This is a genomic window from Pseudanabaena sp. Chao 1811, from assembly GCF_027942295.1.
Lineage (GTDB): Bacteria > Cyanobacteriota > Cyanobacteriia > Pseudanabaenales > Pseudanabaenaceae > Pseudanabaena.
In genome coordinates this window covers 4,222,815-4,248,104 of record NZ_CP101416.1, presented here as the reverse complement: position 1 = coordinate 4,248,104, position 25,290 = coordinate 4,222,815, and the positions used below count along the sequence as shown (strand labels likewise).

Here is a 25,290-nt window from a genome sequence, read left to right as displayed (position 1 = left end):
GCTTTGCAAAGTTTTTAATATTGTTTTTGGGGTTCGTTAGGTTAGGACTAGCTAGGCTTTTTATAGCGTGTTAGCCAAGTGAAGAATAGAATTGGCAGTGAAACTGCGACTAATGACTCTGCCCAGAAAAATGATAGAAAATCGCTTAAACCACCAAGGGGAGGAACATTAGGCTGGAGGTTTCGTACCGCAGGCAAAGCAAATAACATACCTGCAATGAGGGTAAACATCCCAAATTCAATGGGACGAGGTTGCAAAGCTACTACCATCGTCATGATAAAGACTACTAAACCAATCAACCACATGGCAAACATTAAGAAAATGGAGAAAGACTTAGTGATGACCGATCGCGATACATTGACACGCAATCCAATATAGCTATCTGAAGATTCAAATTCAGTTTTAGGAATATAATCGGCATCAACGTTATAGCCTGCGATCGCACCATAGAAATGTAGTGCCATCGGAACCTCTTCTTTCTCATCCTTGGGATTAGAGAAGAACACATAGAAATCCGAACTATGTTCATCAAAAGGATAATCGCTCACCTTACCCTTGGCTATGGATATTGAACCCGTTACTGGGTCAGGAATCCGATTCTTCTCTAGGGTGGCTTCAGCCTTTCCCGATTCAATGCCTGTAAAAAATTTCAACTCCTTAGCAAGGCGACCTTCCTTAGCAGCATATGTACCTTCTGGTATGGATGCAAAACGAAAATTTAGTTCACCTTTGATCGGATCAACTCCTAATAAAGTGACAGCAACTTCCATCCGATTTGGTTCTTTATCATCACCAAAGAGCAAGTTTGCTGATTTCTGGGTGCGATCGCTTTGATAGAAATATAGCGCCCCCGAAAATGCCCCAACAAATAGCGCTAAACAGATCAGGATAATGACAATACGCTTCGTGAGAAGCTTGCGAGTAGTATCTGCCATATTATTTCATTTAGATATCGTGAATGATTGGCTTAGTAAATCACTATCAGACTACCCCACTTTGCGCTCAGTCACTAATGTCAGATTTTCCCATCCACCCTGCTGGTTATAAGCTCGAATCATCCTTTGGTGGAGGTTTGGTTCTAATAACCAAGATATAGATAAGCGAAATGGCTGGCGGGGAATGATTGTGTCAGGACAGGTTAGAGAAGAACCGTCAGGTAAAAACAAGGTCTGTATAGATACAGGGTTTTGCTCAAATCTTAAAATCTGTGGATTGTGAGGATCGATGTGAGCAATTGAAGTAATTGTCTGTGTATCCGATATTGTGGGCATTTGCAAAGACATGATAGCGCGATCGCCATCGCGTCTCCATTCCGTTACCGTTGGTGTTACTTCTGGTGTTAACCAATCGGGCGAAAGAGTAACCGCTTCACCTTCCCACTTGCCTAATAACGTATCAAGAGTTAAAGGGGGACGTTCGGGTGTGTTGCTATGGGGCAGATGTTCACGAATCAGTGTGAACTGTTGTAGTTTGCTAGTTTTGTCATACAGAGGAATTATGCGTAAACGGCGATCTCCATAAATTAACCCCAACTCTGCCCCAAATTCTGCAACTGGAGAAAACTGAATTGCACCCTGAGAGAAAGCTCCATTTTCAAATAGAATTATGCTTTTATTCAAGGTGCGGTATTCCAACACCAAGTCCTGTGGCTGCCCGTCATAAAAGCGACGCACGACTTGATGCATTGTTTGCTGATCTTCTTTCAGTTCTAAACTAGTTTCACTGGGAATATCTTCTAATATTTCGCCCTGTGGTGATAGTCGAGCAAAGGAACCTTGCCAACAGCCAAGATTTTGAAGTAAACATTCCCATTGCGATCGCATAATTTTTTAAACATAGAATAAATAACTGGCTAGTGCCAGTTATTTATTCTATAGCAGTCCTAAATCATTTGTAGATTTTTAGGGGTTGTGGAAGCGCACCCCTTTTGGGTGCGCTTCCACAACCCATTTAGGATTGCTATATGGCTTTTGGTTGTTTTAAAGGAATCTCAATGACAAATTCTGTCCCCTTACCAATTTCCGAATTGAAGGACAACTTACCGCCATGATTTTCCGTGACAATTTGATAGGCAAGGGATAGCCCTAGCCCTGTGCCCTTACCTACAGGCTTGGTTGTAAAGAATAAATCAAATAAACGATTGCTTAGTTCTTGGGGAATACCCTTACCATTATCGGCAATTCTAACAATTAGGCGATCGCAAGACTGATTAACATTTTGAACTTCCGTTGTAATAGAAATTATGGAAACCTTACCATCTTTTCTAATCCATTGCGGTTTATCATCCATAACCTGCCAATTCCCATTTGCCTGATTGTCTTCCTCAAGGGCATCGATCGCATTAGTTAATAGATTCATAAAGACTTGATTGAGCTGTCCTGCATAGCAGCAAATAGCAGGCAAGTTACCATAATGCTTTTTAATGACGATTTCAGGACGATGCGAATTTGCCTTGAGCCGACTTTGTAAAATCATCAAAGTGCTATCAATTCCCTCGTGAATATCGACATACTTACAGCCAGATTCATCACTACGAGAGAACTTATTTAAGGATTTAACAATCTGCTGAATCCTCTCTGCACCGACTTTAATCGAACTAATCAACTTCACAAAGTCAGTAACTAGAAAATCAATATCAATCTCTTCTAACTTGTCTTGAATTACCTGATTAGGATGAGGATATTGATTGCGATATGTTTCAATCAAGCTCAGCAGATCCTGAGTGTAGTTATCGGCATAGGTGAGATTGCCATAAATGAAATTGACAGGATTATTGATTTCATGGGCAATTCCTGCCACTAGTTGTCCTAATCCTGACATTTTCTCAGCTTGGATTAGTTGAGCTTGCGTATTCTTGAGATTCTGGAGAGCAGATTCTAACTTTTCTGCTTGAAGGCGATATTTCTCCTCAGATGCTTTTACTATCGCTTCTGCTGCTAGACGTTCCGTGATATCGCGCAGACTCCAAACTCTACCCGCACAACTATTTAGAATGTTTTGGGGTTGTGAATAACATTCTAAGGTTCTACCATCCTCTAGCTCGACAATTTCAAAACTATTTTGTTCACTACTCAAGTGCTTACCAAAATTATGGAGATATTGGGAAGATTTAATTCGTTCGGTGACATATTGCAGAATATGGGCATCATCGGATGTAAAAATGTGACTGGGGATGCGCCACATATCAACAAATTTTTGATTGCAAATAATGATATTGCCGATCGCATCAAGTACTAAGATGCTATCGGCAGTTGCCTCAAGGGTAGCTCCTAAGGCAGCAAAGCTTTTGTTAATCTCCGCTTCCGCAGCTTTGCGATCGCTAATATTGGTGCAAACATAGGTCATGCCAATTACTGAGCCATTAGGACTTTTGACAGGATTGACCCTTAAGCTAATGGGAATATGCTTTTGATCGCGATCGCGTAGTTCCAATTCCCCTGACCAAGTACCACCATAGTTCACGGCTGCATGAATGGCTTGAAATAATTGGATTTCGGTAAATAGCTCAGCAAACTGATTTGGTTTCTGCAATGCCGACAAACTATAGGCAAACAAATCACTAAAAGCGGAATTGATATAAATGGGCTGTCCTGTCCTATCCGTGATGCAAATCGCATCGTTAGTACTTTCAAGGGCTGTCCCAATTTTAGTAAAGGCATCTTCAAAATATTGCCGCTCTAAAATTTCTTCTTGTAATCGTTGTTCAAGAACTTCTGACTGGCGATCAATCGCATAACTAGCAATAATAATGCCGCCAGCAGAACCATCATCGGTATACCAAGGTTGTACTGCTAGCTGAAAGTTATTGGCTGACTCACCACGAACCCCAATCCTAACTTCAGCCGAATAGTGCATCTGTCCACCGATCAGACAGCGTTCTAAACCTTGTCGATGACTTAACGCAACGGGCAAAGATTCATAAATATTTGTACCAATTAGCTTGAGGCGCGGTATCCCCAGCATTTTTACCCAAGGTTGACTGACGAGGACATAGTTGAGATTGCAGTCAAACATCGCGATCGCCGATGGACAAAAATCGACGAACCAGCGCAGATATTTTTCTGCGTGATTAGCACGGTTTGTGGTTGTTACCCACGGAGCTTTGGGGTTGGCTTTTGCCATCCTAACCTTACTATTGAGAATTTTTAGATATTTCCTTCAAAATTGTATCGGTTAGGCAATTTTTAGAGTGTGTTGTCTGAACCAAAATTTACTTTTTATTGCTGCGGTTAGTACTTGCGATCGCTACGTTAGTTATAAGGTAAGGCATCGTAATGCCTTTCACCTTGAATGATTCATCAGCTCATAGAGATGCCATGTTAAGATCGAAAACAAAAAACTCCTAAACTGTTATTAACCATGAGGATAGTTAACTCGGCACAACAGTATCCAATCTTTGGTTCTGAGATTAAATGTCCCCATTGTCGGCAAGTTATTCCTGCACTAATTTTGACTGACACCTATCTCTGCCCTCGTCATGGAGCTTTTGAAGTTAGTCCCAATGGCAAAGACTTAGTACATTTACAATCCGATCGCCAATGGCGACTATGGAATGACGAATGGTATCGCCAACATACGCATCCCGATGGCATCCGTTTTGAGATCCATGAAAATATAGATCGGCTATATACCCAAGGTTATCGTGCTATCAAAGTCATGATCGCTCACCGTTATATAGATCTCGTTAGTCCTTACCTTGAAACCAGTGCAATCAGTTCCCATGTGCAACGTTTGTATGGATTAACCGTAGAATTTAGCCCTCCTGAAGAAGAAGAACCTCGTTGGGGAATAATTAACTTTGAGTTAGAAAAAGAACTTGGTACGCCTAAAGGTTATCCATACTTTCGTTCTTTCTAAGGAGTTAGGCATAAGTAAACCTAAAACCCGAATCACTGTTTCGCACGCATAGAGTGAAAAACAGTGATTCGGTTATAACTATGCTGAGCTACTTAATAGAATCCCTAAACGCTATATGATTATCTTGTGTTCATTTTTAATCACAATTTAATCACAAGCCATCATGTTGAGTTCAACTAGGGAACTTCTAGAAACTGCGCGTCGTAATGCCTATGCGATCGGCGCATTTAATGTCTATAACTTAGAAGGCGTAAAAGCTGTGGTCAATGCTGCGGAAATTAGTCGCAGTCCTGCCATGTTGCAATTACATCCTAGTGCGCTCAAGTATGGCAAACTTCCCTTAGTGAGAATGTGCATTGAGGCAGCAAAGTCAGCAAATGTCCCCATCTCAATCCATCTCGATCATAGTACTTCGGCGGCGGACATTCGCTTAGCCCTCGATGCTGGCGTACGATCAATCATGGCGGATGGTTCACCCATGCCCTACAAAGAAAACTTGAGATTCACTAGGGACATGACTACAATCTCTCATAAGTTCCATGCGATCGTTGAAGCGGAAATTGGCAGAATTAGTGGCACTGAAGATGGACTCACCATCGCTGAGAAAGAAGCAAAGATGACCGATCCGCTTCAAGCGTTAGAATTTGTGCAGCAAACTAAGGTTGATGCTTTAGCTGTCACCATTGGCAATGTTCATGGTGAATATAAAAGCCCACCCCGTCTAGATTTTGCTCGTCTGGAAAAGATTCGTAGTCTTGTGGATATTCCCTTAGTTTTACATGGTGCTTCGGGTTTACCCAAGGAGATGATTGAGCGATCGATTCAATTGGGAGTATGTAAATTTAATGTCAATACGGAAGTACGCCAAGCCTATATGCAGTCGCTCAAGTTAGAAATTTGCGGTGATAGTCCTAAGGATTTATTAGAAATCGCAGGGGAAGCGATCGCAGCCATGCAGGAAGTAATCATCGACAAGCTCAACCTGTTTGGCTCCGTTGGCAAAGCCCATCTCCATGAAACTCCCTATGCAGATTTATTAGCAACACGAGCACATAGCTAAATGTAAGGATGGGCGGCGCGCCCATCCTTACTTCTTTAAATCCTTTCCTTTTTAGAGCGGCTGACATCTTTTTGCGCGTTACTCAATTTAGTAAAAGTGATTTTCTGCTAAGTAGAAATTCACTTTTGTTAGGAATTGCGCCAAGTTTGCCATCCTTCCCAACGTCCGCGCCAAGAAGCCCATAATTTTTGACTAGATAAGTTCCCTTCCTTTGGCAAGAACCGTAACCATTGTAATAATCCTCTCGCATCTCTTGTACCGATCGCGATCGCCCATCCTAAAAATGCAAACCGCCTAAATGTAGGTAAATATTCTAATAAAGCTAGGGTCTCATTATGGACAGCATTTAACATGGCGATTTGATTAAATTTGTCCCGTTGATCTTCATCAAAGCGATCGCCTCGAAAATGATCTACGCCAATCTGGGAATCATAAATTAATTTCCAGCCAAGTTGCTTAAGTTGTAGACAGAACATCACCTCAAAATGAACTTGAGCGCCCGTACCACGCATCCTTTGATCAAATCGTAAGTTTTGAATTGATGTACGTCGAAAACTCATATTCACACCCTTGAGAACATCTACTTCTCTCTCTTGACCAATACCAATATGATGATTTCCAATCAAACGTCCAAACCATTGCAATTTACCGACTATAGGCTCTGCTCCATCCTCCAATTCTGTGCCATGATAAACCCAATCACGACCACCCACCCCAGCAACATTCGGATCTGACAGAAAATAAGCTTCGATCCGTTCTAACCAATCAGAATGCGGTGCAGCATCATCATCGGTAAAAGCAATAATATCGCCAGAGGCAGATTCTAGACCGATATTCATTGCCGCAACTACCCCCACCGCAGTCACCGTCGCAATCTGTAAAGGAAGAGATTCTACATCAAAATCTTGTAAAAATGTCCGAGTCTCTTCATCGGTATCACGCACAATAATCCATAGCTCATCCACTGGACGAATTTGCAATTTTAAGGCATCTAAGCAACGTGCTAAATCCTTAGAACGGCGATAAGTTGGAACAACTACAGTTATCTTCATTTACAATTAATTTAACGATTAATTTAACAATTAATTTGCGATTAAGCTTTTCCTTGATGTAATTCTTCAAAGAGATCAACATAAATCTTGGCTTTGCTTTTCCAAGTATGTTGCTCTGCGATCGCCCTCGCCACTTGCCCCATTTGCAATCTTAGATCGCGATCGCTAGCAAGCTTAGCCATAGCATCTGTTAAAGCAATAACATCCTCAGAATCATTGAGAACAACTCCAGATTCAGGGGTAACGATTTCTGCAACTCCTGATATCGCTGTAGTAATTACAGGTAATCCCGTTGCCATTGCTTCACTAACAACCATCCCAAAAGGCTCATAGCGTGACGGGAACACAAAAAAATCAACCGCCTTCATAATTTCCGCAATATCCCGTCGATATCCTAAGAAATGCACCCGTTCACTCAGTCCCAATTGACTAGCAAGTTGAGGATAGGGACTTTTGGTAACATTACCCACCACCGCGAGATGCAAATCAGGTACATGAACCAACCCATGCAAAACTGTATCCAGATTTTTGCGATTGGTTCTAATATCACCAGCAAATAGCGCTAAGGTAACTTGCTCAGGCAAGCTAAACTGACTCCTTTCTCTTACCTCAGGAACAAACTCCTCAACATCGACACCATTTAGAATTACACGAATTTTTTTTTGATCTACGCCAATGTCAATTAATTCCTGCTTAATCCCCTCAGATACAGCTACTAAAATTTTTGATATTTGACAAGCCTTCTTTTCCCAATGAGCATTTAGTGCTGTAAATAACCACTGATATGCACCATACAGATTTTTTTGTAATCTCCAAGTATGGGCAGGCGATCGCAACCAGCCACTATGGACAAACTGAAATGTATTGATGTCAGCAGGATAGTCAGTCACACAACCATAAACCTGTAACAAATCAAACTCATGATGATGCTGTTGTAGCCAGTGACGACTTTGCCAAGTAAAAAACAAATTACTCAACAGTGCTGTTGGAAAGCCCTTGACAGTAATGGGAATCCATTTAACTTGGCTATTTTGCTGTAATTCAGGGGACACATTTATGGCAACTAAAGTGACATGATATCCACGTCGAATTGCTTCTAAAACAATCTCATAATTAGCTCTCCCCTGTCCATCACCCTTAATAATATTATGTGTGACAATACAAAGTCTCATAACAAAGTCTCATAAGCTTGCATGGATTTTTCTACGTCAAGTCTTGGTTATTTTAGACCTGTCATGACTAGGATTATAGTATTGCCTAAGATGCTTCGACATCCAAAGTTTTTTCTACATCTTTTTCAACAATATTTTCCATTTGTAAAGTCCTCTGATACTTGAAATAATTTTGTCCAGCCAAGCCAATTCCCAAAAAGCTCCAAATAAACATTCCATGTATACCAGACGTTACCCTTGTAGCTAAGAAAAAAACCGTAGATTTGATCAGAACTGCTCCAGCAAGCTTGACAAATAAATCTGCTTGTTTTTTGAGGTTTCCCATCAGCGTTGTTGTCAATAGGAGGAGACTGCCCAGATAAGGAATAGTCCCTAACCAACCTAAATCTAAGACTAAAGATAGGGGACCACTATCTACAATTTCGTTAAGCCCAATACCATCACCAATATAGTTATACATACCAGATTGGAAAAATCTTTTGTAAACCCCCTGCCGATCTTGGGCGCTGGTATCATTTTGGATATCAGATAAGGTTTCTAGCCGTTTAGAAATTGTTGTAGAAAATGGTTCCATTGTGCTTAAGGGAACAATGAATAGTGCTAACACTGCAAACAGAGTAATTAGGCGTAGTTGCTGTTTTGGTCGTAGAGACGTGCTTATAAACAGCATTCCGACTAACCATCCAATCCAAGCAACTCGTACTGAACTTAACAAAAAAGCAAGTCCTCCTGCGATCGCCGCAGGTAAAATCAAGGGACTCGTAGAACTAAATAAAATCAACAATGTTGTTGCCATCACATCCCCAAAAGGACCTGGAGAATTTAAGGTGCTCCAAACCCTCATGCCAAAGGGTTCTGGTCTACCCGCACTAGAGGTCAAACCTGAGCCAATCAGCCATAAACGATCCCATTGCGGAGCAACCATATACTGATAAACACCATATATTCCCATCACTAATCCCCCCCATAAAAAAGCTTTTTGGATTACTGCTCTATATTCAGGATATCTGCGCCAGTTGACGTAAAGATGATATCCAAACAAAATTGGCGAGATCCATCCTAATATGGCAACTGTAGCTTTAACTGGCAATGCTCCATTTAAGATGCCGACACAATATCCATAGCCCGTACTCGCTAAAGCAAGAATAAATGGCGCAGTTCCTTGTTCCTTCGCTTTAGGCAAGTTAAAGTACAACGTATGTGCACATACTAAAATTGCCATATATGGAGCAAGAAGAATAGGGCTCGAGTCGGTAAAAGCACCTGCTCGAAAATCAGCAAAACGTCTCACAAAGGACACTAAAAAGAAAAGCCACCATACAAAACCAATGTAGATGGTAGGATGTCGAAAATATAAAAACCATCCAACCACAAAAGATCCAAGGGGGAAAACAATTCCTAGAACCTTAGATCCAACCGATCCGACGATAAGTAACATAATCGTCACAAAAGAAAATAGAAAGATCACAAACCATGCTTCTTTTATGTTTAAAGTTGGAGATCCTTCGGTAGAATGTGACGGTTGCAAATGCTCTCTAAAATTCATAATTGGTTTTTATCAAGGGAATTGGGATGGCTAAAGCAACAAAACACATCTTATCCCAAAATATTTAGAACAGTTACCATCAGATTTTTGTTTAACGACGCTGAACTACTTAAGTAGCTAGGCATAATTATTTGTAGGATGCGTTAGTGCAGTAACGTATCAATTGGGTAAAGATGATGGATTACGCTATTGCTAACCTATCCTACATTTAATCTCAACTAAGATATTGCCAAGGTAAATAATAGAGATGGAATCGCATAAAACTGTAGCATTTTTTCTTAATCGAGTTGACTGTAATGATGGAATTACTTCACACTGTGAAACTTTAATCAGAGGATTGAGGAATGCTGGATGGAAGGTGGTCTTAATAACAGGGAAAGTAGGGTTTGATGATAATTCTTTAAAAAGGTTACAAGCCTTAAAAGAATTATCAGAAGAATGGATTGTATTTGATAGTTTTAATTCAATATTTCTATCTTTGACAAGTTTTTTCAAAATATTGAATGCAATTAATTATCATAGAATTCAAGTTTTCCATGCTCATGGGTATTCTATGCTATTTTTGACATTTGCACTCAAAATCTTTACAGGGATAAAATGCGTTGCAACATCACATCTACTTAATTATATTCGGCTAGAAGAAATCAGAGAGAACAAGTATCTTAAATTCAAACATTTTCTTTTCCAAACATATCTAAAAGTACTATCCCCTAAGATTTTTATTGCTATTTCTTCAGCTATTGAGCAGTGGCTAATACAAGATATTGGTATCCCTGACAATAAAATAAAGAAGATATTTAATGGAATTGATAACAAATATTTTTATCCCCCTAGTGATCGCGAAAGACAAGAAGCAAGAGCTAAGCTCCAAATTACTGAACAGGATTTTGTCGTTACTTTAGTGGGTAGATTGCAATGGAATAAAGGTCATAAAATCTTAATTGATGCAGCTAACCACATCAAAAGAAGCAACCCAAAATACCATTTCAAATATATATTTGCAGGATCTGGAGATCAGAGAGAAGAAATAGAAAAATATGCCTTTGAGAATGAAGAAAATTGCCAGACATTTTTATTTTTAGGTTATGTCAATGAGCCTCGAAATGTTTACTGGGCATCAGATGTTATTGTTCTACCAAGTCAAGCTGAAGGATTTGCTTTAGTAATTGTAGAATCAATGACTTGTGGCATAGTGCCAATACGGACTCCTGCTGCTGGAGCTTATGATCAAATTGAAGATGGTCAAAATGGATTTATCATTCCTTTTGATGATTTAGAGGCACTTTCATCTAGGCTCTTACAGTTATATGAAAACACCAATTTGCGATTACAGATGGTTGAAAATGCCCTTAAATATTCTGCAAACAAATTTACTATAGAATCTATGACTCTAGGTACAATTTCAGCTTATGAAGAGGCAATTGCAAAATAGAGATTTATATCAATCAAATCCATAGCCACGGAAATATTATATTCATAAACTTCCGAATATAATATTTTCTTAAATTCCCTCCCTTAGAATAATTTTGATTGTCAGAACCTCTTGCTCCATCAATTAAAGGTGTAACGTTAAATCTTCTCTTTACCTGAAGATCGCCTAAAGGTTGGTCCAACAAATTAATAAAAACTTGTTCAGGTTGGACTTTTAAACTGGGTTCAGCAATCATATTACTGAGAATCTTACTCAAAAACTTTTCGTAACCTTTCATTGTCCAAACTAGTAAATACATATCTGCCCAAGGGATTGGGAATTTGCGAGAGTTAACATAAATATCTATATTAGAAGGCTTGCGCTTAATAATCTTAGACATATTTCTGATAATGTAGCGTCCAGTTATTTTCCACACCAGCAAATTATCTTTATGGGTTTTAATTATCTGGGAATGATTCATTGCATAATCAACTAATTTAAATTCCCCATAAGCACGACCATAGCTAGCAGGATAATCTAGTCCATCAAAAACAAGAAATTCCACCTTATCTTGTAATCCTGATTGATTAACAATTTTTTGTAAGGTAGATATATCCGAGTTAGAATTTTCGGCGAATATAATCGCATCAATACCACTACCAACAAATTTTAGATAGAACTGAAGTCCTTTTTCATAGTCTTGGAGACGATCTTTAGGATCAGTTCTTGCTAAAAGTGGTACACCTGATGGTGGGATAATAGTTGCAGTAAGTAAGATTACGTTGAAAGACCGATTTTGTAATGCTTGATTTGCAAATTTTTTAAACAAAGTTGTCTATCCTTTCTTAAGAAATACTCAATGATTTTATCTAAAGTTAGTATAACCGTTTGATATCTATAAAAGTAAAGCTTTTGGCTGCCAATATATCTAGATATAGTCAGTAATATGGTTAGTTCTTTACACTAAATAAGTAGCTAGGCGCAATTAAATATAAAACCCTAAAAGCTGTGGCGCACGCGCAGCGTACGCCACAGCTTTTGGTTCCATTTTTTAATTATGCCTAGCTACTTAGCATAACTTTATTTAATTAAAGGGGTCTACCTAGAGTAGTGATGTAAATAACTGCTTCATCACTGGGAATTCCTAAAACTTCGTTGACTAGGTCATCAAAGAACCCAGCAATACCACTAACTCCTACACCTAGTGCGATCGCAGCAAGATTTAGCCTTTGTCCAAGATGTCCTGCATCCATATGTAAATAGCGATATACGCGATCGCCATATTTAGCTACGGCTGTTTGGAGATCGGCGGTATGGAAAATCACAGCTCCTGCATCACGACCTAGTTCTTGACCGAGACAAAGATAATGTAGCTCATCACGGAAATTTTTAAAGCGAATTTGGCGTAATTCTTGAGATTTGGGCGCATAGTAATAACATCCTTCTTCTAAGCCAACGACACCTGTAACAGCAACAAAAGTTTCAATGAGGCTGAGATCAAAATAATCGGGACTACCATCAATACCTTGATCACTATAATGCTGAGGCTGATAGGTAAAGTCTAAAATTGCCTTAAGTTCGGCTAACTCTAATTTTGCACCAGTATATTCACGAGTCGATCGCCTTTGTAAAATTGTATTTTCGAGAAGTTCTAAATCATCACCCCAATGAATACTTTCGGTTACAGTGCTAACTTTTGTGCAGAAGGGAAAATTATACTTATCTAAATCTTGGATCGATTTGCTCTCTACGTCGGATTGATTAGTTTCTAAATTCTCGGTAAGTTTTGTTGTACTTAGTTTTTCTGTGATTTGAGTAACTTGATGCAAATGTTCTAATAATTGACCGTCTGGGAGTTTAGGATAATTAGTAACAGTTACCGATGGCAAAGCAGTGATGAGACCTTTGGACAGGCTGCCCGATCGCTGCATCGGTGCGCGAGATTCTTGTCCCCTACCAATGCTCTCTTCGTCTTGGAGATCGAGAATTGGCACGATGGCGATCGCCCCTTCTACTTCCTGATCTAAAAAGAGAAGTTCATTCACAGCAGCATCCGCAAAGCCACCAATGAGAGAAGCTTGATAATCTTCGATCGCACTGGCTAGATCGATATTCCCTAATAAATGCCCTGTATCTAGAAAAATTCGGCGATAGGCGCGATCTTGATAGCGCCAAGCAGATCTCTGGAATATAGAAGTAATCGCGATCGCCATACGGGTATTTTGCAAAGCAGGATGATCAAAACAAGCCTGCTGCAAACCATTCCAAACATTATTGTCTTGCCAGAAATGAATCAAGCTATGGGTGCGGACTTGATAGTTATAAATCCCTGCTGACAATAAAGGCGTACCTGCCGAAACGATATATACCTCCGCAGGATATAAGCCCCCCGCCGATGGAGCTGCCCGCAAATAAAAAGCCTCCCCTGTAACAGTCGGAACTCTTGCTGTTAAGCCATAGCTGCAAAATAGTAACCGTGAAAGTCTACGCCAACGACTTGCCAACAATCCATCGCGATCGGATTGAATCTCCTCAGTCAGATAGGGCTTAAGATCGTAAACTGTGCCAATTTTATAGTCCTTATACGGTGATGGTTGTGTACTCCAATCTAATCCCTGACTCTTACTAGCAAGGGTCTCAGGTGCATACTTAGTACGTTCGTGATAATACTCGGCGAAGGAAAGTCTGGCTTCGGGCATAGCTTTGCTTTAGTCTACACATCCTTTTGGTTTGCAAACTACTGTATAATGGAAAGGTTGTCAAAAATTTTCTAACTCAATATCAGAAAATTATCACATTAGTACAGGGATCAGATCATGGCAGTACCCAAGAAACGCACTTCTAAATCTAAGCGCGATAGTCGCAAAGCTGTATGGAAGCGCAAAGCCGCAGTTCATGCTCAAAGAGCAATCTCCTTAGGTAAGTCAATCCTATCAGGCAATAATGATGGTTTTGTCTATCCATTGGCTGAAGAAGCAACGGAAGAAGAGTAATCTAAAAAATAAGCGGGCTTTGCCCGCCTATTTTCTAGGTATAAGTTTGGGGGATTTTTAGGCTTGTTTTGCCAAGCTTTCTTTGATACAAGCACCGATTTGGGTATCAATTTTCAGAATATGACCGACTAGCCATTCGCTCAATTCATTATAAATTTTGAGAGCAATCTCCTCACTAGCATCACTTTGACGATATTGATCGTGGAGCTTGCCAAAGGTCTCAATAAATTTTTTATGAGCTTCTTGATTAACTCCTGCCATTGGGCAGCTATGTTTCGCCGCACAGGTTTCTTCGTTGCCGAAGTGCCACTCAGCATAAAACTTAAGAAACACTAATAATTTCTTAATTGCGTTTGCCCCATTTCCCCGTTCGATCGCTTCGCCAATCTCGTTTGTGGCAGCAATCAATTCCTTATGTTGAGAATCAATCATTGGTACACCTGTACTCAATGAGTCGCTCCATTCAAATTTTTTCATAGCATTTTTCCGTTGCGGAAGATATGTCTATTGTCTCTCCAATAAATTTAAGATCTTCAAAAAATAATAGAAACTTAATTAAACCAAGAGATGATTGGCGGCAAAACGAACCACTAGAAAAATTTTGAAAGCATTGCTTTGCAATGCTTTCAAAATTTTTCTAGGTTTGGGTTTGAGCGCAAAGCGTTGTAACTTCCCCTTAGCTCCATTGAGTTGCCCATTTCCAGATTTGCCATCCAATTCCTAAACCCATCAAACAAGGAATTGTCAGGATGATAATTGCGACGATAAACTTGTGGTTTTTCTTGAGAAGAGATTCGCCAACGAAGGCGATCGCCGTAATGCCAATCCATGACATGAAGGCTAAAACCATAAAATAGAATTTAAGTCTAACTAAAAACCATAATCCCCCCACAATCAATAAACCACTTAAGAAATATCCCCATTTCATTAGAGCATAGTCAGCAAAGGCGGTAATCGTTGGTAATAAAGCAACTATTGTAAAACCTGCGATCGCTAGATTTTTTCGCGATGGGATTGTCATCAATATTGATAGAAAATAGCCCATACAGGTATAGCTAGCTAAAATAATTAGCAACCATAACCACAAAAAATTACGTTTCTTGGCAACAAGTTGATCAAATCTGAATTTTGGGAAACCAACTTTTGGCATTGCCAGCTTTGGTAAGCCAATTTTAGGGATTTTGAATTTTTTGACTGATTTAGACTTTGAACCAACAGAATTTGCGGATTCATTCTTATCCTTCGGTTGATTCTCCTTAGTTGGTTGATTTTCTGAATTGTCAGACTGGTCAGCCATAGGTTCATGCAGCAGCTTTTCCATTCATAATTTAAGCAGAACAAGGGGCTTAAGCCCCTTGTTTCACCTCATAACATCAGAAAATTTTCGATATCGCGTTTATAGATAATGGTGGCGCGAAGCGCCACCATTATCTTCTTGGGATAATAGCTATAGATTTATATTTTCACCGAGGCTCGGAACACAAACCTTATTCCCTTTTTACAGTGCAGTTTCAGAGGCTACGATCATAGAACCAACCCCGCTATTGGTAAAGATTTCTAGAAGTAGTGAATGTGGTACGCGCCCATCGACAATATGGGCGGCTTTTACCCCTTGAGCTAGCGATCGCACACAGCACTGAACTTTAGGAATCATGCCACCACTGACGACATTTTCATTCATCAGTTCTCTAGCTTTGCTGATCGTCAAACTGCGATAGAGAGTACTGGGATCTTTGTAATTATGGAGAATACCTGCAATGTCGGTAAGGAGAATCAATTTTTCGGCTCCCAAGGCGGCGGCAAGTTCACCCGCGACGGTATCCGCATTGATGTTGTAGGATTGACCTGTTTCATCGGTCGCGACACTAGATACAACGGGAATATGCCCTGCTTCGAGTAGGGTTGAGAGCAGACCGATATTAATGCCACTGACTTCACCCACAAAGCCGATCGCATCATTGCCTTGGGGACGCGCACGGATCAGATTGCCATCCTTACCGCATAGACCGACCCCAGAGCCACCTGCAAGATTAATCATTTCTACGATCTGCTTGTTGACGCGACCAACCAGCACCATTTCCACAACTTCCATGGTGGCGGCATCGGTAACGCGCAATCCATTGATAAATTGTGGCTCGATGTTCAGTTTGGTAAGCCATGTATTGATTTCGGGCCCGCCACCATGCACTAAGACTGGGCGCAATCCCATAAATGACATCGTGACGACATCGCGGATCACGTCCTGCCGAAGATTTTCTTCTTTCATTGCCGCGCCACCGTACTTGACGACAATGGTACGCCCCGCAAATTGCTGCATGTAGGGCAAAGCTTCACTTAGAACCTGAACGCGATCGCTGTCTGTTAGCATTTAACGCCTCGACTACTCTTAAAAAAAATACTTTTATAAACCTTACAACCTCAAATACACCAATAGATAAGCGATTTAGGTTGCATATTGTTATTTGATGACTTTTACGATTATCTGTCCTCACAGCAGAGAATAATTAAGGGTGTGTGGCTTAGTCACACACCCTTAATTGTTTTTTATTTATTAGCGATCGCTTTTCTAGTAGAGGCTAAGACTTTGATGAGCGCTTTGTCTGTGACGATTTGGGTGATTGAGATTGCTTTGCGGCGAGTTTTTGCAATTTTTCGATTTGTTTAAGAGTTAAACCTGTAACCTGAGCAATTAAATCTGTGGAAATGTTGGAACGCAACATATTGAGAGCTATTTGATTAGTTGCTTTCTCCAGCCCCTTAGCCTCACCTTTCTCCAGCCCCTTAGCCTCACCTTTTGCCAAGCCTTCTGCCAAGCCTTTTGCCTTACCTTCAGCTAATCCTTCAGCTAATCCTTCTCGTAAGATCTCTTGATAAATTACTGATTCTTTCATGATGTCGCTCCTGAGTAATCTTTTGATGATTTCTTTGCTTAGGGCTATGCCAGATATTATAGCGGTTGAGGCAGCTACGTTGCTCTGTACCTGCTTATCGGCAATATTTTCAATTTGTTTGGCAACCCGTCTTAAGGTTGCTTCAGGGTTGTTAGTCTGAGATAGGGTAGCAAAGGGTAATAGTCCTTGGTATTGCTGAAATATTTCTGTGGGTTGTTCCCATAGTCGGATGACGTTGAAGCGATGGTTTAGCTCTCTGAGGGTGAATGTGGTTTCATGGACTAGTGGTGATTGACTGGGGCTTAGATAGATAACGACTTGATGGGTTTGCTTTTCAGGAAATTTGCGATATAGGCGTAGTCGATAGTCTGCCATCCGAAAGGGGATATTTTTATTGGGATCGGACTGAAACTCGATGTGCAAGATAATTTCTGAGGATTCTAGAAATATAACTGAGTCGGCACGAATTGGCTCGGTTGAGAGTTCTGATGGTTCGAGTTTGGTAAGGGTTATGGATTCGCCTAAGATCCAACTGGCAAAGTCACTGGAAAAGCTTTCTGCTAAGAATTTACAAATGTTATCGATCATTCTTGAACTATCTTCTCCTTCTAAACATTAATGAACAATCCACAAGAATTAGGCGATCGCCATTTCAAATTCGGCACAGACAGAGGGAATTGAGAACTTCAGTTTTGCTTGGTTATAGGCAGCTTCGACCATCTTTTGGGTTGCTTCGCGATCGCTAAAAATTTGTTGCATGGCAGCCGCCAGTAATTGCGGATCGTTAGGAGGAATTAATAAACCTGTCACCCCATTGGTAATAATTTCGCTAGTACCGCCGCCAAGAGTTGCGATCGCAGGTCTTTTCGATAATTGCGCCTCAACAATTACGCGCCCAAAGGGTTCAGGAGCAGTTGAACAATGGGCGATCGCATCACAAGCTTTCATTAAGGCGGGAATATCTTGCCGAAAGCCGAGCCAATGCACACGACCTTGGAGACTTTCCTGTGACGCAATATTTTTCAGCTTTTCCGTATACTCCGCCTCCCCAAAGAGTGCATCACCGACTAGCAACACATGGACATCAGGGAGTTGACTAGCAGCTTCTAATAAAATATGTTGCCCTTTCCAGTAAGACAGCCGACTGAACATTCCCACTAAAGGGCGATCGCGGGGAATGCCTAATTCCTCTCGCAAAGTTGCTTGATTATCATTAACTTGATCAAACTTTTCGCTATCAAATCCGTTATATACAGTGCGTAATAGTCGGCGATTGCCCCCTGCGGCGATAAATGCGTCTGCTGTCGCTTGAGAATTGACAATTACTCTCGTAGCAAACCAATTCGCTAAGGTAACTGCGATCCTACGATTGGTCGCACTAAAAATATCGGCGGTCAAAATATCATGTAAGTGCCAAACTACAGGTGCACCACCCAATAATCTGGAGATCGCTGCCACCACAAATCCCTTTTGATTATTGGCATGGATTAAATCGAAGTCTTTACTTTTGTCCGCAATTTGTTTACCTAATCTCCAAAGATCACCTATGGATTTTAGAGATGAGCCTAGCCCACTTGATAGCTTGACATCAGCAAGAGATCGCGATGCTTGCAAAACTTCAACCTTTACTCCTAAATCTTCCAATCGTGTCTTTAAAATTCCATCAGTGAGCAGCACTACTTGACTAGTTTCACGATAAGCATTAGCAAAATCGATTAAACAAAGCTCTCCCCCACCTAAAACTGCGGTATAGCTCACAAATAAAATTTTTTTATTATCCATATTTTTATGCTTAATGTGTAACTTAATTACACGTTATTTCTCGTTTTATTTGATAAATTTAGTGTAATCTTCCAACCATTCTGATTTAGGATTTAACTCGAATTTCGTCACATCTATCATTGCTAACAGTAATGATTTTTGTTTCATAGCATTTTTACGATAAATAGCTCCTTGCTGCTGTTTCTCAACATAATTATCCCAAGAAACATCTGTTAATAGAGATACACCGATATTAGTAATCATTTGCTGCCTCATTTGTAAATGCTTATGAAATAGCTCCTCTAGGCTAAGAGTAGGATAATAAATACGCACACTTCTAGGATTACGCCAGAAACCGTAAGCAATACTAGCTGTAATACTTACCTCTTGATTAATACTGCTTAATGTCCAGTCTTGCTCTAGGCTACTCATAATTGAGACGTTTCTAGCAAATGATTCTCCTGTCGCTTTAAAAACTTCATTTACTTCTGCATAACAATAATTGTATGGATGAGCAAAGCACCTCGCAAAACCTGATGTTTGTGGAATTTTATAATCCATAATCTGTACAAAGCCAAGAAGCTCTAATTGATTAGTTTGATCTTGGAACCAATTAAAATTTAAGAGCGGATACTCTTCAATACTAGCAGTTTCATAATTAAATGTATCCGATTGTGATCTGATTAGTTTTTCCTTAATATCTGATAGTAACCAAATGAAACAAACAAATAGAAAAAAGGCAATTATACTAGCTATTCTCCATCCATAAAAGTGAAAAGCAACTGCAATAGTCAAGGCAGAAGAAAGAGAATATCCTCTAATTTGTGACCAAAAATTTTGGGTTCCATCGCTTAATTTCATCTTGTTTTCTGTTATTTGCTGATATTTACAGTAAATTAGTCAGAGTAAAAATATGGATGAGCAAAGAGAGACAAACATTACTTAACTGATGATTTTGGTGCGTCGGTATTTAGTAACCCAATAAAAGCATCAATATCTAAGTTTTTATTGGTAGCAAATCCTGATTTCAAGATTTCATTTCTGGCACTTCTGGTTTTGAGATCGTTAGGATTCAGCTTCAACCAACGAGTATAGTCATCGATCGCTTCAAACCAATATCCCGCTTCAGCATAAATCTTGGCGCGATCGCGAGTTGTCAAAGCACGCATCAAAGACTTTTGCAGACTACTTTCAGGAGGGGAATACACAATCCAGCCACTTACAATTACGTCCTCTTCCAGTTCATTTTGTTGATCTGGTAATGTGATTTCCCAACGGTAGCTTTTAGATGGTTGCAAAGAAGCTGCGATCGGCAATTTGAAGCTGGACAAGCCACTTTTCATTGTTAACTTGGTTTGAAATATTATCGTTGTGTCTTTTTGATCCTTCGTCAAGATGACGCGAAGTTGTCCGACAAAACAATCCTGAGACTCTGTTGTGTGAGTCGTCTCATCCGTTTCGTTGACATGATGCTCAAGATCATTAGTAGATGAAGACCTTTGTTTGGGTTGATCATACAAATACCAATACAAAGTAGGTTGAGCATTGGCTGTCCGCCCCCCATCCTCAGGCGTAATCAATGTTAGGAGAGGTTGTGGCTGTAGCTGTCGCATTAGTAATGCAGGGGATCTATCTCTGCTCCGTACCGAAGGTATAACCCCACGGCGAGGTTGCGTAGTAGAAGCGTTTTCATCTATTTCTAGGCTATCTCGATTCACAAGCCTTGTCCCCCCTCCTGTACTTGCGCTTTTGGGTAAACCCAAGCCATAACCTTTGTTGTTAGATTGGGCTAACAATAAAGGTTTCGCGATCGCGGCTAAGGGTATCAACTCACCTGTACCTATGCTTACCAAAGAGCAGAGCAAGATGAGTGATGCTCTGCCCAAATAAGTCCGCGATCGCCGCTTATTCGCTATAGTAAACAGCCTAATTGAAGGGATGGTGGCTTTGATTTTCATGATTTTTGCAGCCGTGAAGGTTGATCCATGCACGAGATTATGGCTTTAGATTAAACGTTTAGGCAACAAAATTCCCCATAGCTAATTCTAGAAATCATACTGAGTCAGTCTTAAATCGTCACAGAGGCTAGAAATATGAGTGAGAATGAGCTACCAAAATCGGGAACTCGCCCCAAAGTAAGCAGAGGATTTTTGATCACTGTGGGCATTCTCGCAATTTTAGCGGTAGTAGGCAAACCAGTGATGCAGTGGGGTAAGGTTCAATACGATGCTTATAAAGCGAGTACTACTGACTTAACAGCTAGTGAGCCTAAATACCAAGAACTGAGCAAGGTAATCCAAGCAAATCAGCGCCCAAATTCTGGATACAATTCTGGAAATACCAATACTAAAAATGACTTAAAGACTCCTGAAAAAATTTTTCAAACGGCTTTATCCCGCGATCTTTTGGGTAGAAGTAGTCTGTATGAACCTAATACGAGTAATGGCAAGTTAGCCTGTGCGCGTATGGTAAATATGGTGCTTGATCGCGCCTTGGGCTATCAAGTTGGGCAGAATACTCTATATGTTCCTTCTATAGTTACAGACTTAGATAAAGGTCAAGGTAAACGCATTGACCAAAAGCAAACTGTACGCGGAGATATTGCGATCGCGAATGGTACAGACTACACCAATGGACAGTGGCATATTGGCATTTGTATGAATGATGGTTGTAATTTAATCCTGTCCAATTCCCCCTTTCAATCAGAATTTTCTTGGTTAACAGGTACAACGTTTGAAGGAGCATTTGATCAATATCCTGGGAAAACTACTTTCTATCGAATTTTGCAACGTTTATAGTGCTTTAAGTAGCTGGGCACAATAAAATATAAAACCTAAAAAACTGTGGCTCACGCACAGCGTAAACCACTTAAAATAGGAATACCTACATTTCAAAAGCACTATAAACCTACAGTGCAACGCCAGTGCAAAGCACTGTATTCTTAGAATTGCCGAGAAAAGCAAGCATATTAAATGTTGAAGTACATCCAAAAATTCACTTGTTTGGCAATCTACGCAGGCGTAAGTCTTGGGTTTGTCAGCAACATTGCCCCATTCTCCACTCCCGCATTTGCCGAAGATAGCAGCTTAGGGATTGTGATGCGTCGTGGACATTTACGCGTCGGGATCGATGCTGCAATTGGCGGTCCTTATATGTTCTGGAATACCAAAACCCAGTTTTATGATGGCTTTGAATTGGAGATTATTCAAGAAATTGCCGCAAGATTAAATATTGAGCCACGTCCGATTAATATTCCTTGGACAACCCAGCCCGAAAATTTATCATCAAGACAGGTTGATCTCCTGCTCAGTGCGAGAGAAGAGGGAGCATTAGAAACAGGTGATACTAAGGGGAAATTCATCGAAACCAATCCCTATTACCGTAGCGCCCAGAGATTGCTGATTCGGGCAGATGGCACACAAATCAAGTCTTTGCGTGACATGATCGGCAAACGGGTTGGTGTTGTAGCAAATAGTGGTGGTGCAGCGATCGCCGAAACCTATAATAAAAACAGGGGCAATGCTATTCGTCTATTTTCATCAAGGGATCTTGATCGGATGATTATCCAATTACGCGATCGCCAACTTGATGCAATGATCCTTGATGAACCTGTCGCGGTGTGGCAGGTACGAAACAATCCTAACTTTATAATTGTTGGTGAGCCTTTAATCCCGATTCGCTTAGTGGCAATCGTCAATAAAGATGATGTATCACTAAAAAAAGCGATCGATAAGGCTTTAACTGAGATGATTCAAGACGGTAAACTCGAACAGATACTTAAGAGGTGGAACCTGTGGGAAAGCCAGAAAACTTTAAAATCGACAAAGGACTTGCCAGCTTCGGTGTTAGCGATCATTACGCCATACTCGGTCTACCGTTAACCACCGATGCGGCACATATCCGCAAAAAATTTCTCAAACTTGCTAAAATTCTGCATCCTGATGTATTTGGGCGCACTGAAGAAGAAAAGGAAACTGCTACCAAGTATTTCTCCAAGATGGTTAGCCCTGCCTATCAAGTACTAAATAGCGATCGCGATCGCGGTGAATATTTAGCCACCTTGAGAATATTTGCTCAAAGCCAAAAACAAAAAGACAGCGCTCTCACCCTTAGTTCGGAAATTGCTCAAAAGCTGTATCGCATACCCCACGAAATCACCTATGCACAGTTTGTAGAGCAAATTGCGCCAAAGCAATATGAAAACCTCGATGCCATCTTGGAATATACAGCAACCCTCAGTGAGCTAAACCTCGTATATTTGATGACTCAATCTAGCCTTAGCTTTACAACGGGTAGTAGTGCAGCCTCTGCTGCTCCCAGCCCAAATCAGAGCATGGGACAAAATGGCAATGGACAGGCAAGTGGTGTTGCGCCTAAACCTGCTCAATCGCCAGCATTGCGGAATCTCAATATGGCTGAGCTATTCATTAGCAAAAAACAATGGACTGAAGCGCTTAAAGAGTTAATTGCAGCAGAAAAGCTTGATCCCAACAATGCCAAGGTTTACGCCCTCAAAGGTTTAGTCCAGATGAATCAAAATGCAGCAGCGATCGCCAAAGCAAGTTTCCAAAAAGCCCTTAAACTCGATCCCAAAGAACCAACTGCACTGAAGTACATCAATCAAGTTAATATTGCTACATCAGCAAAAACTCCCGAAAAGCCACCAGAAAAAAAGGGAGGATTATTTGGATGGGGCAAAAAATAATCCATAGTATTTTTCGCCATAAAAGTTTCGTATGTTTATTGAAGCGGGCAAAGCCCGTTTCAATGTCTAGCCTAGAAATTGGCGAGGTTATTGAAACAAGCTGCGAGTATTTCCAAATGTAATTAGGTAGGTACAAGCCTACTTAAATTACATTTGGTTCCGACAAGGTGAATTTTGAGAGTTTAGATATGTCGAGGCAAATACCTTGGATTTTCGCAAATTAAAATACTATCGTCATAATTCGTTAATTCTAGTCACTAGTGGAGATCTTAAACTCCTATCTGAGATCTCCAGAATTTTAACATCAGAAAAATATCAGTACATTGTAGAAACAAGTGGTGAAAAAGCTTGGGACATAATTTTACAAAAAAAGCCTGCGATCGTTCTTGCGGATTGGAATATCCCTGATGTTTCAGGATTAGCATTGTGTCATCGAGTCAAGGCAAATATTGCCCATCCTGAACTCATGACAACCTACTTCATCTTAATTACTGAAGCCTTAAACTCTCAACAGCGTCAAATAGGTCTAGATACAGGCGTAGATGAATTTCTAGATAATCCGATTGATTATCCTGAGTTCAAGGCAAGGATCCGCACAGGAATGCGTGTCAATGCACTGATCAAGTCTTTGACATGGACTAATCAAAGGCTGTTAGCTCAAAATGATTTGCTAGATACGCTTGCCTTATCCGATCCCTTAACGAATGTTCTCAATGAGCGCACTTTTGCGGACATAATTCCTAAAATAATGCGCCAATTCAAAGGCTATGGCAAATACAAAGGCTATGGCTTTCTGAGTATTTTGATTATTGATATTGATGGTTTTGAACAAATTACTCAAGCCTATGGTGACAAAGTTGGTGACGAAACAATTAAGGCGATCGCGGGGAGACTAAGCCATAGTTGTGCGGCGCATAGTTTGATTTATCGTTATGGCTTGGATGTGTTTGTGTGTGTTACCCCCCACCTTGAGGCTAACAATGGCTTGCAACTTGCTAATGATTTATTGACAAGTATTCGTAGTCATCCCATCTCAGTTTCTTCAGGATTGCTATTTCCTCTTACCATCAGCATTGGTGGCGTAGTGCAATATTTAGGAGATCAAAAGATCCCAACGGCTTCTAGTGATGAGTACGAGGTGAGTTTTAATGAACTTGTATCTCTATCGCAGCAATCGCTTGAGCAAGCCCAAAAATCTGGTGGTAATCGTGTCTATATCGAAGAAATCACTAAATAAATTGGTGAAAGAGAAGCTCTTTGGGTTTCTCTTTCACCAACCATTGAGAATGGCGATCGCCATCTAATCTTCTTCATGGGTAGGAATATGGCGATGCCGAAAAGCTTTACCAATCGAAGGGGTGAGTAAGATCGCAAGGGCGATCGCACTACCAATCGCGATATATGGATTTAATAGCATCAGACGAGACACTGGTTCATCAACATTAACACTGAGGGCATCATCAAAAACTGTGGGAATTGCTAAAAGCTTAGTTGCTGAGGGTGGTGATACCCAGTGCAAAGATGCTGCGATCGAGGGAAACATCACCGCACTAAAGAGAAAAATACTGAGAAACCTAGCCCAAGACTTTAAATAAAATAAACCGATCGCTAACAATAGTGGTACAAATCCAAAACCTAAGAAGGCAATTCCCGACACAACTTGTAAATTGGTTGAATTACTATCTAATAAAGGGGAACTTGCTTCTATTAAGCGATAAATATAGAAGTTAAATAGACGATCGCAAATTAGCAAGAGACTAGAGCCAATCATTGTAGTTGCTAACATAGTAATCGCGATCGGGCGTTTGCTGGTTTTATGTTTCATAGGTTCTTTAGTTCATT

At 40.5% G+C, this 25,290-nt stretch carries 24 protein-coding genes; 8 read left to right on the top strand and 16 right to left on the bottom strand.

What is annotated here, in order from left to right:
- Positions 1 to 47: 47 nt before the first annotated feature.
- The 3 genes from NMG48_RS19405 to NMG48_RS19395 all read right to left on the bottom strand — a co-directional run bounded on the left by NMG48_RS19405 (position 48) and on the right by NMG48_RS19395 (position 4,122).
- Positions 48 to 935, bottom strand: coding sequence for a DUF4436 family protein (locus tag NMG48_RS19405; RefSeq protein WP_271253059.1), 888 nt, complete (start codon positions 933 to 935; stop codon positions 48 to 50).
- 51 nt (positions 936 to 986) lie between these two features.
- Entirely contained in the window at positions 987 to 1,823 is an 837-nt protein-coding gene (locus NMG48_RS19400) for a DUF3598 family protein (protein ID WP_271253058.1), read from the bottom strand.
- Between the two features lie 136 nt (positions 1,824 to 1,959).
- Positions 1,960 to 4,122, bottom strand: coding sequence for an ATP-binding protein (locus tag NMG48_RS19395; RefSeq protein ID WP_271253057.1), 2,163 nt, complete (start codon positions 4,120 to 4,122; stop codon positions 1,960 to 1,962).
- Positions 4,123 to 4,365: 243 nt separating this feature from the next.
- Here NMG48_RS19395 and NMG48_RS19390 point away from each other — a divergent pair, with 243 nt between their 5' ends.
- Positions 4,366 to 4,857, top strand: a complete 492-nt coding sequence (locus tag NMG48_RS19390; RefSeq protein WP_271255294.1) for a TIGR02652 family protein — start codon at positions 4,366 to 4,368, stop codon at positions 4,855 to 4,857.
- Positions 4,858 to 5,020: 163 nt separating this feature from the next.
- The gene (locus NMG48_RS19385) at positions 5,021 to 5,917 is read left to right on the top strand and encodes a class II fructose-bisphosphate aldolase (RefSeq protein WP_271253056.1); all 897 of its coding nucleotides are present in this window, start codon (positions 5,021 to 5,023) and stop codon (positions 5,915 to 5,917) included.
- 128 nt (positions 5,918 to 6,045) lie between these two features.
- Here the strand turns inward: NMG48_RS19385 and NMG48_RS19380 are convergent, their stop codons facing one another.
- From NMG48_RS19380 to NMG48_RS19370, 3 genes are all read right to left on the bottom strand, one after another.
- Entirely contained in the window at positions 6,046 to 6,969 is a 924-nt protein-coding gene (locus tag NMG48_RS19380; RefSeq protein ID WP_271253055.1) for a glycosyltransferase family 2 protein, read from the bottom strand.
- A 41-nt stretch (positions 6,970 to 7,010) separates the two neighbouring features.
- The gene (locus NMG48_RS19375) at positions 7,011 to 8,141 is read right to left on the bottom strand and encodes a glycosyltransferase family 4 protein (RefSeq protein ID WP_271253054.1); all 1,131 of its coding nucleotides are present in this window, start codon (positions 8,139 to 8,141) and stop codon (positions 7,011 to 7,013) included.
- 85 nt (positions 8,142 to 8,226) lie between these two features.
- Positions 8,227 to 9,324 (bottom strand): O-antigen ligase domain-containing protein, encoded by a 1,098-nt coding sequence (locus tag NMG48_RS19370; protein ID WP_271253053.1) that lies wholly within the window; start codon positions 9,322 to 9,324, stop codon positions 8,227 to 8,229.
- A 610-nt stretch (positions 9,325 to 9,934) separates the two neighbouring features.
- Here NMG48_RS19370 and NMG48_RS19365 point away from each other — a divergent pair.
- Positions 9,935 to 11,119: a glycosyltransferase family 4 protein gene (locus tag NMG48_RS19365; RefSeq protein ID WP_271253052.1), complete on the top strand. Its 1,185-nt coding sequence runs from the start codon at positions 9,935 to 9,937 to the stop codon at positions 11,117 to 11,119.
- 13 nt (positions 11,120 to 11,132) lie between these two features.
- Here NMG48_RS19365 and NMG48_RS19360 read toward each other — a convergent pair whose 3' ends face one another.
- Both NMG48_RS19360 and NMG48_RS19355 read right to left on the bottom strand, forming a co-directional pair.
- Entirely contained in the window at positions 11,133 to 11,927 is a 795-nt protein-coding gene (locus tag NMG48_RS19360) for a hypothetical protein (RefSeq protein WP_271253051.1), read from the bottom strand.
- Between the two features lie 259 nt (positions 11,928 to 12,186).
- A complete protein-coding gene (locus NMG48_RS19355; RefSeq protein ID WP_271253050.1) occupies positions 12,187 to 13,797 on the bottom strand; it encodes a SagB/ThcOx family dehydrogenase in 1,611 nt (536 codons plus the stop codon).
- Between the two features lie 117 nt (positions 13,798 to 13,914).
- Here NMG48_RS19355 and rpmF point away from each other — a divergent pair, with 117 nt between their 5' ends.
- Entirely contained in the window at positions 13,915 to 14,091 is a 177-nt protein-coding gene (rpmF, locus tag NMG48_RS19350; protein WP_126386822.1) for a 50S ribosomal protein L32, read from the top strand.
- A gap of 57 nt (positions 14,092 to 14,148) precedes the next feature.
- Here rpmF and NMG48_RS19345 read toward each other — a convergent pair whose 3' ends face one another.
- From NMG48_RS19345 to NMG48_RS19315, 7 genes are all read right to left on the bottom strand, one after another.
- Positions 14,149 to 14,568 (bottom strand): bacteriohemerythrin, encoded by a 420-nt coding sequence (locus tag NMG48_RS19345; protein WP_271253049.1) that lies wholly within the window; start codon positions 14,566 to 14,568, stop codon positions 14,149 to 14,151.
- A 199-nt stretch (positions 14,569 to 14,767) separates the two neighbouring features.
- Complete coding sequence (locus NMG48_RS19340; protein ID WP_271253048.1) at positions 14,768 to 15,388, bottom strand: hypothetical protein; 621 nt, start codon at positions 15,386 to 15,388, stop codon at positions 14,768 to 14,770.
- Positions 15,389 to 15,589: 201 nt separating this feature from the next.
- Positions 15,590 to 16,459 carry an acetylglutamate kinase gene (gene argB, locus NMG48_RS19335; protein ID WP_126386819.1) on the bottom strand — a complete coding sequence of 290 codons (870 nt, stop codon included), beginning with the start codon at positions 16,457 to 16,459 and terminating at the stop codon, positions 15,590 to 15,592.
- Positions 16,460 to 16,667: 208 nt separating this feature from the next.
- Complete coding sequence (locus NMG48_RS19330; RefSeq protein ID WP_271253047.1) at positions 16,668 to 17,570, bottom strand: Rpn family recombination-promoting nuclease/putative transposase; 903 nt, start codon at positions 17,568 to 17,570, stop codon at positions 16,668 to 16,670.
- 48 nt (positions 17,571 to 17,618) lie between these two features.
- The gene (locus NMG48_RS19325; RefSeq protein WP_271253046.1) at positions 17,619 to 18,764 is read right to left on the bottom strand and encodes a glycosyltransferase family 4 protein; all 1,146 of its coding nucleotides are present in this window, start codon (positions 18,762 to 18,764) and stop codon (positions 17,619 to 17,621) included.
- A 45-nt stretch (positions 18,765 to 18,809) separates the two neighbouring features.
- Positions 18,810 to 19,604, bottom strand: a complete 795-nt coding sequence (locus NMG48_RS19320) for a hypothetical protein (RefSeq protein ID WP_271253045.1) — start codon at positions 19,602 to 19,604, stop codon at positions 18,810 to 18,812.
- A gap of 77 nt (positions 19,605 to 19,681) precedes the next feature.
- Positions 19,682 to 20,701: a DUF928 domain-containing protein gene (locus tag NMG48_RS19315; RefSeq protein ID WP_271253044.1), complete on the bottom strand. Its 1,020-nt coding sequence runs from the start codon at positions 20,699 to 20,701 to the stop codon at positions 19,682 to 19,684.
- Positions 20,702 to 20,836: 135 nt separating this feature from the next.
- Between NMG48_RS19315 and NMG48_RS19310 the strand changes: the two genes are divergently transcribed.
- The 4 genes from NMG48_RS19310 to NMG48_RS19295 all read left to right on the top strand — a co-directional run bounded on the left by NMG48_RS19310 (position 20,837) and on the right by NMG48_RS19295 (position 24,685).
- A complete protein-coding gene (locus NMG48_RS19310) occupies positions 20,837 to 21,541 on the top strand; it encodes a hypothetical protein (RefSeq protein ID WP_271253043.1) in 705 nt (234 codons plus the stop codon).
- A 174-nt stretch (positions 21,542 to 21,715) separates the two neighbouring features.
- Complete coding sequence (locus tag NMG48_RS19305; protein WP_271253042.1) at positions 21,716 to 22,624, top strand: substrate-binding periplasmic protein; 909 nt, start codon at positions 21,716 to 21,718, stop codon at positions 22,622 to 22,624.
- On the top strand, positions 22,537 to 23,448 hold the full coding sequence (locus tag NMG48_RS19300; RefSeq protein WP_271253041.1) for a J domain-containing protein: 912 nt from the start codon (positions 22,537 to 22,539) through the stop codon (positions 23,446 to 23,448). The genes NMG48_RS19305 and NMG48_RS19300 overlap by 88 nt, the downstream gene beginning before the upstream one ends.
- A 205-nt stretch (positions 23,449 to 23,653) precedes the next feature.
- Positions 23,654 to 24,685: a GGDEF domain-containing response regulator gene (locus NMG48_RS19295; RefSeq protein WP_271253040.1), complete on the top strand. Its 1,032-nt coding sequence runs from the start codon at positions 23,654 to 23,656 to the stop codon at positions 24,683 to 24,685.
- Between the two features lie 63 nt (positions 24,686 to 24,748).
- On the opposite strand, the gene NMG48_RS19290 is transcribed toward NMG48_RS19295, so the two are convergent.
- A complete protein-coding gene (locus NMG48_RS19290; protein WP_271253039.1) occupies positions 24,749 to 25,273 on the bottom strand; it encodes a hypothetical protein in 525 nt (174 codons plus the stop codon).
- Positions 25,274 to 25,290 lie beyond the last annotated feature (17 nt).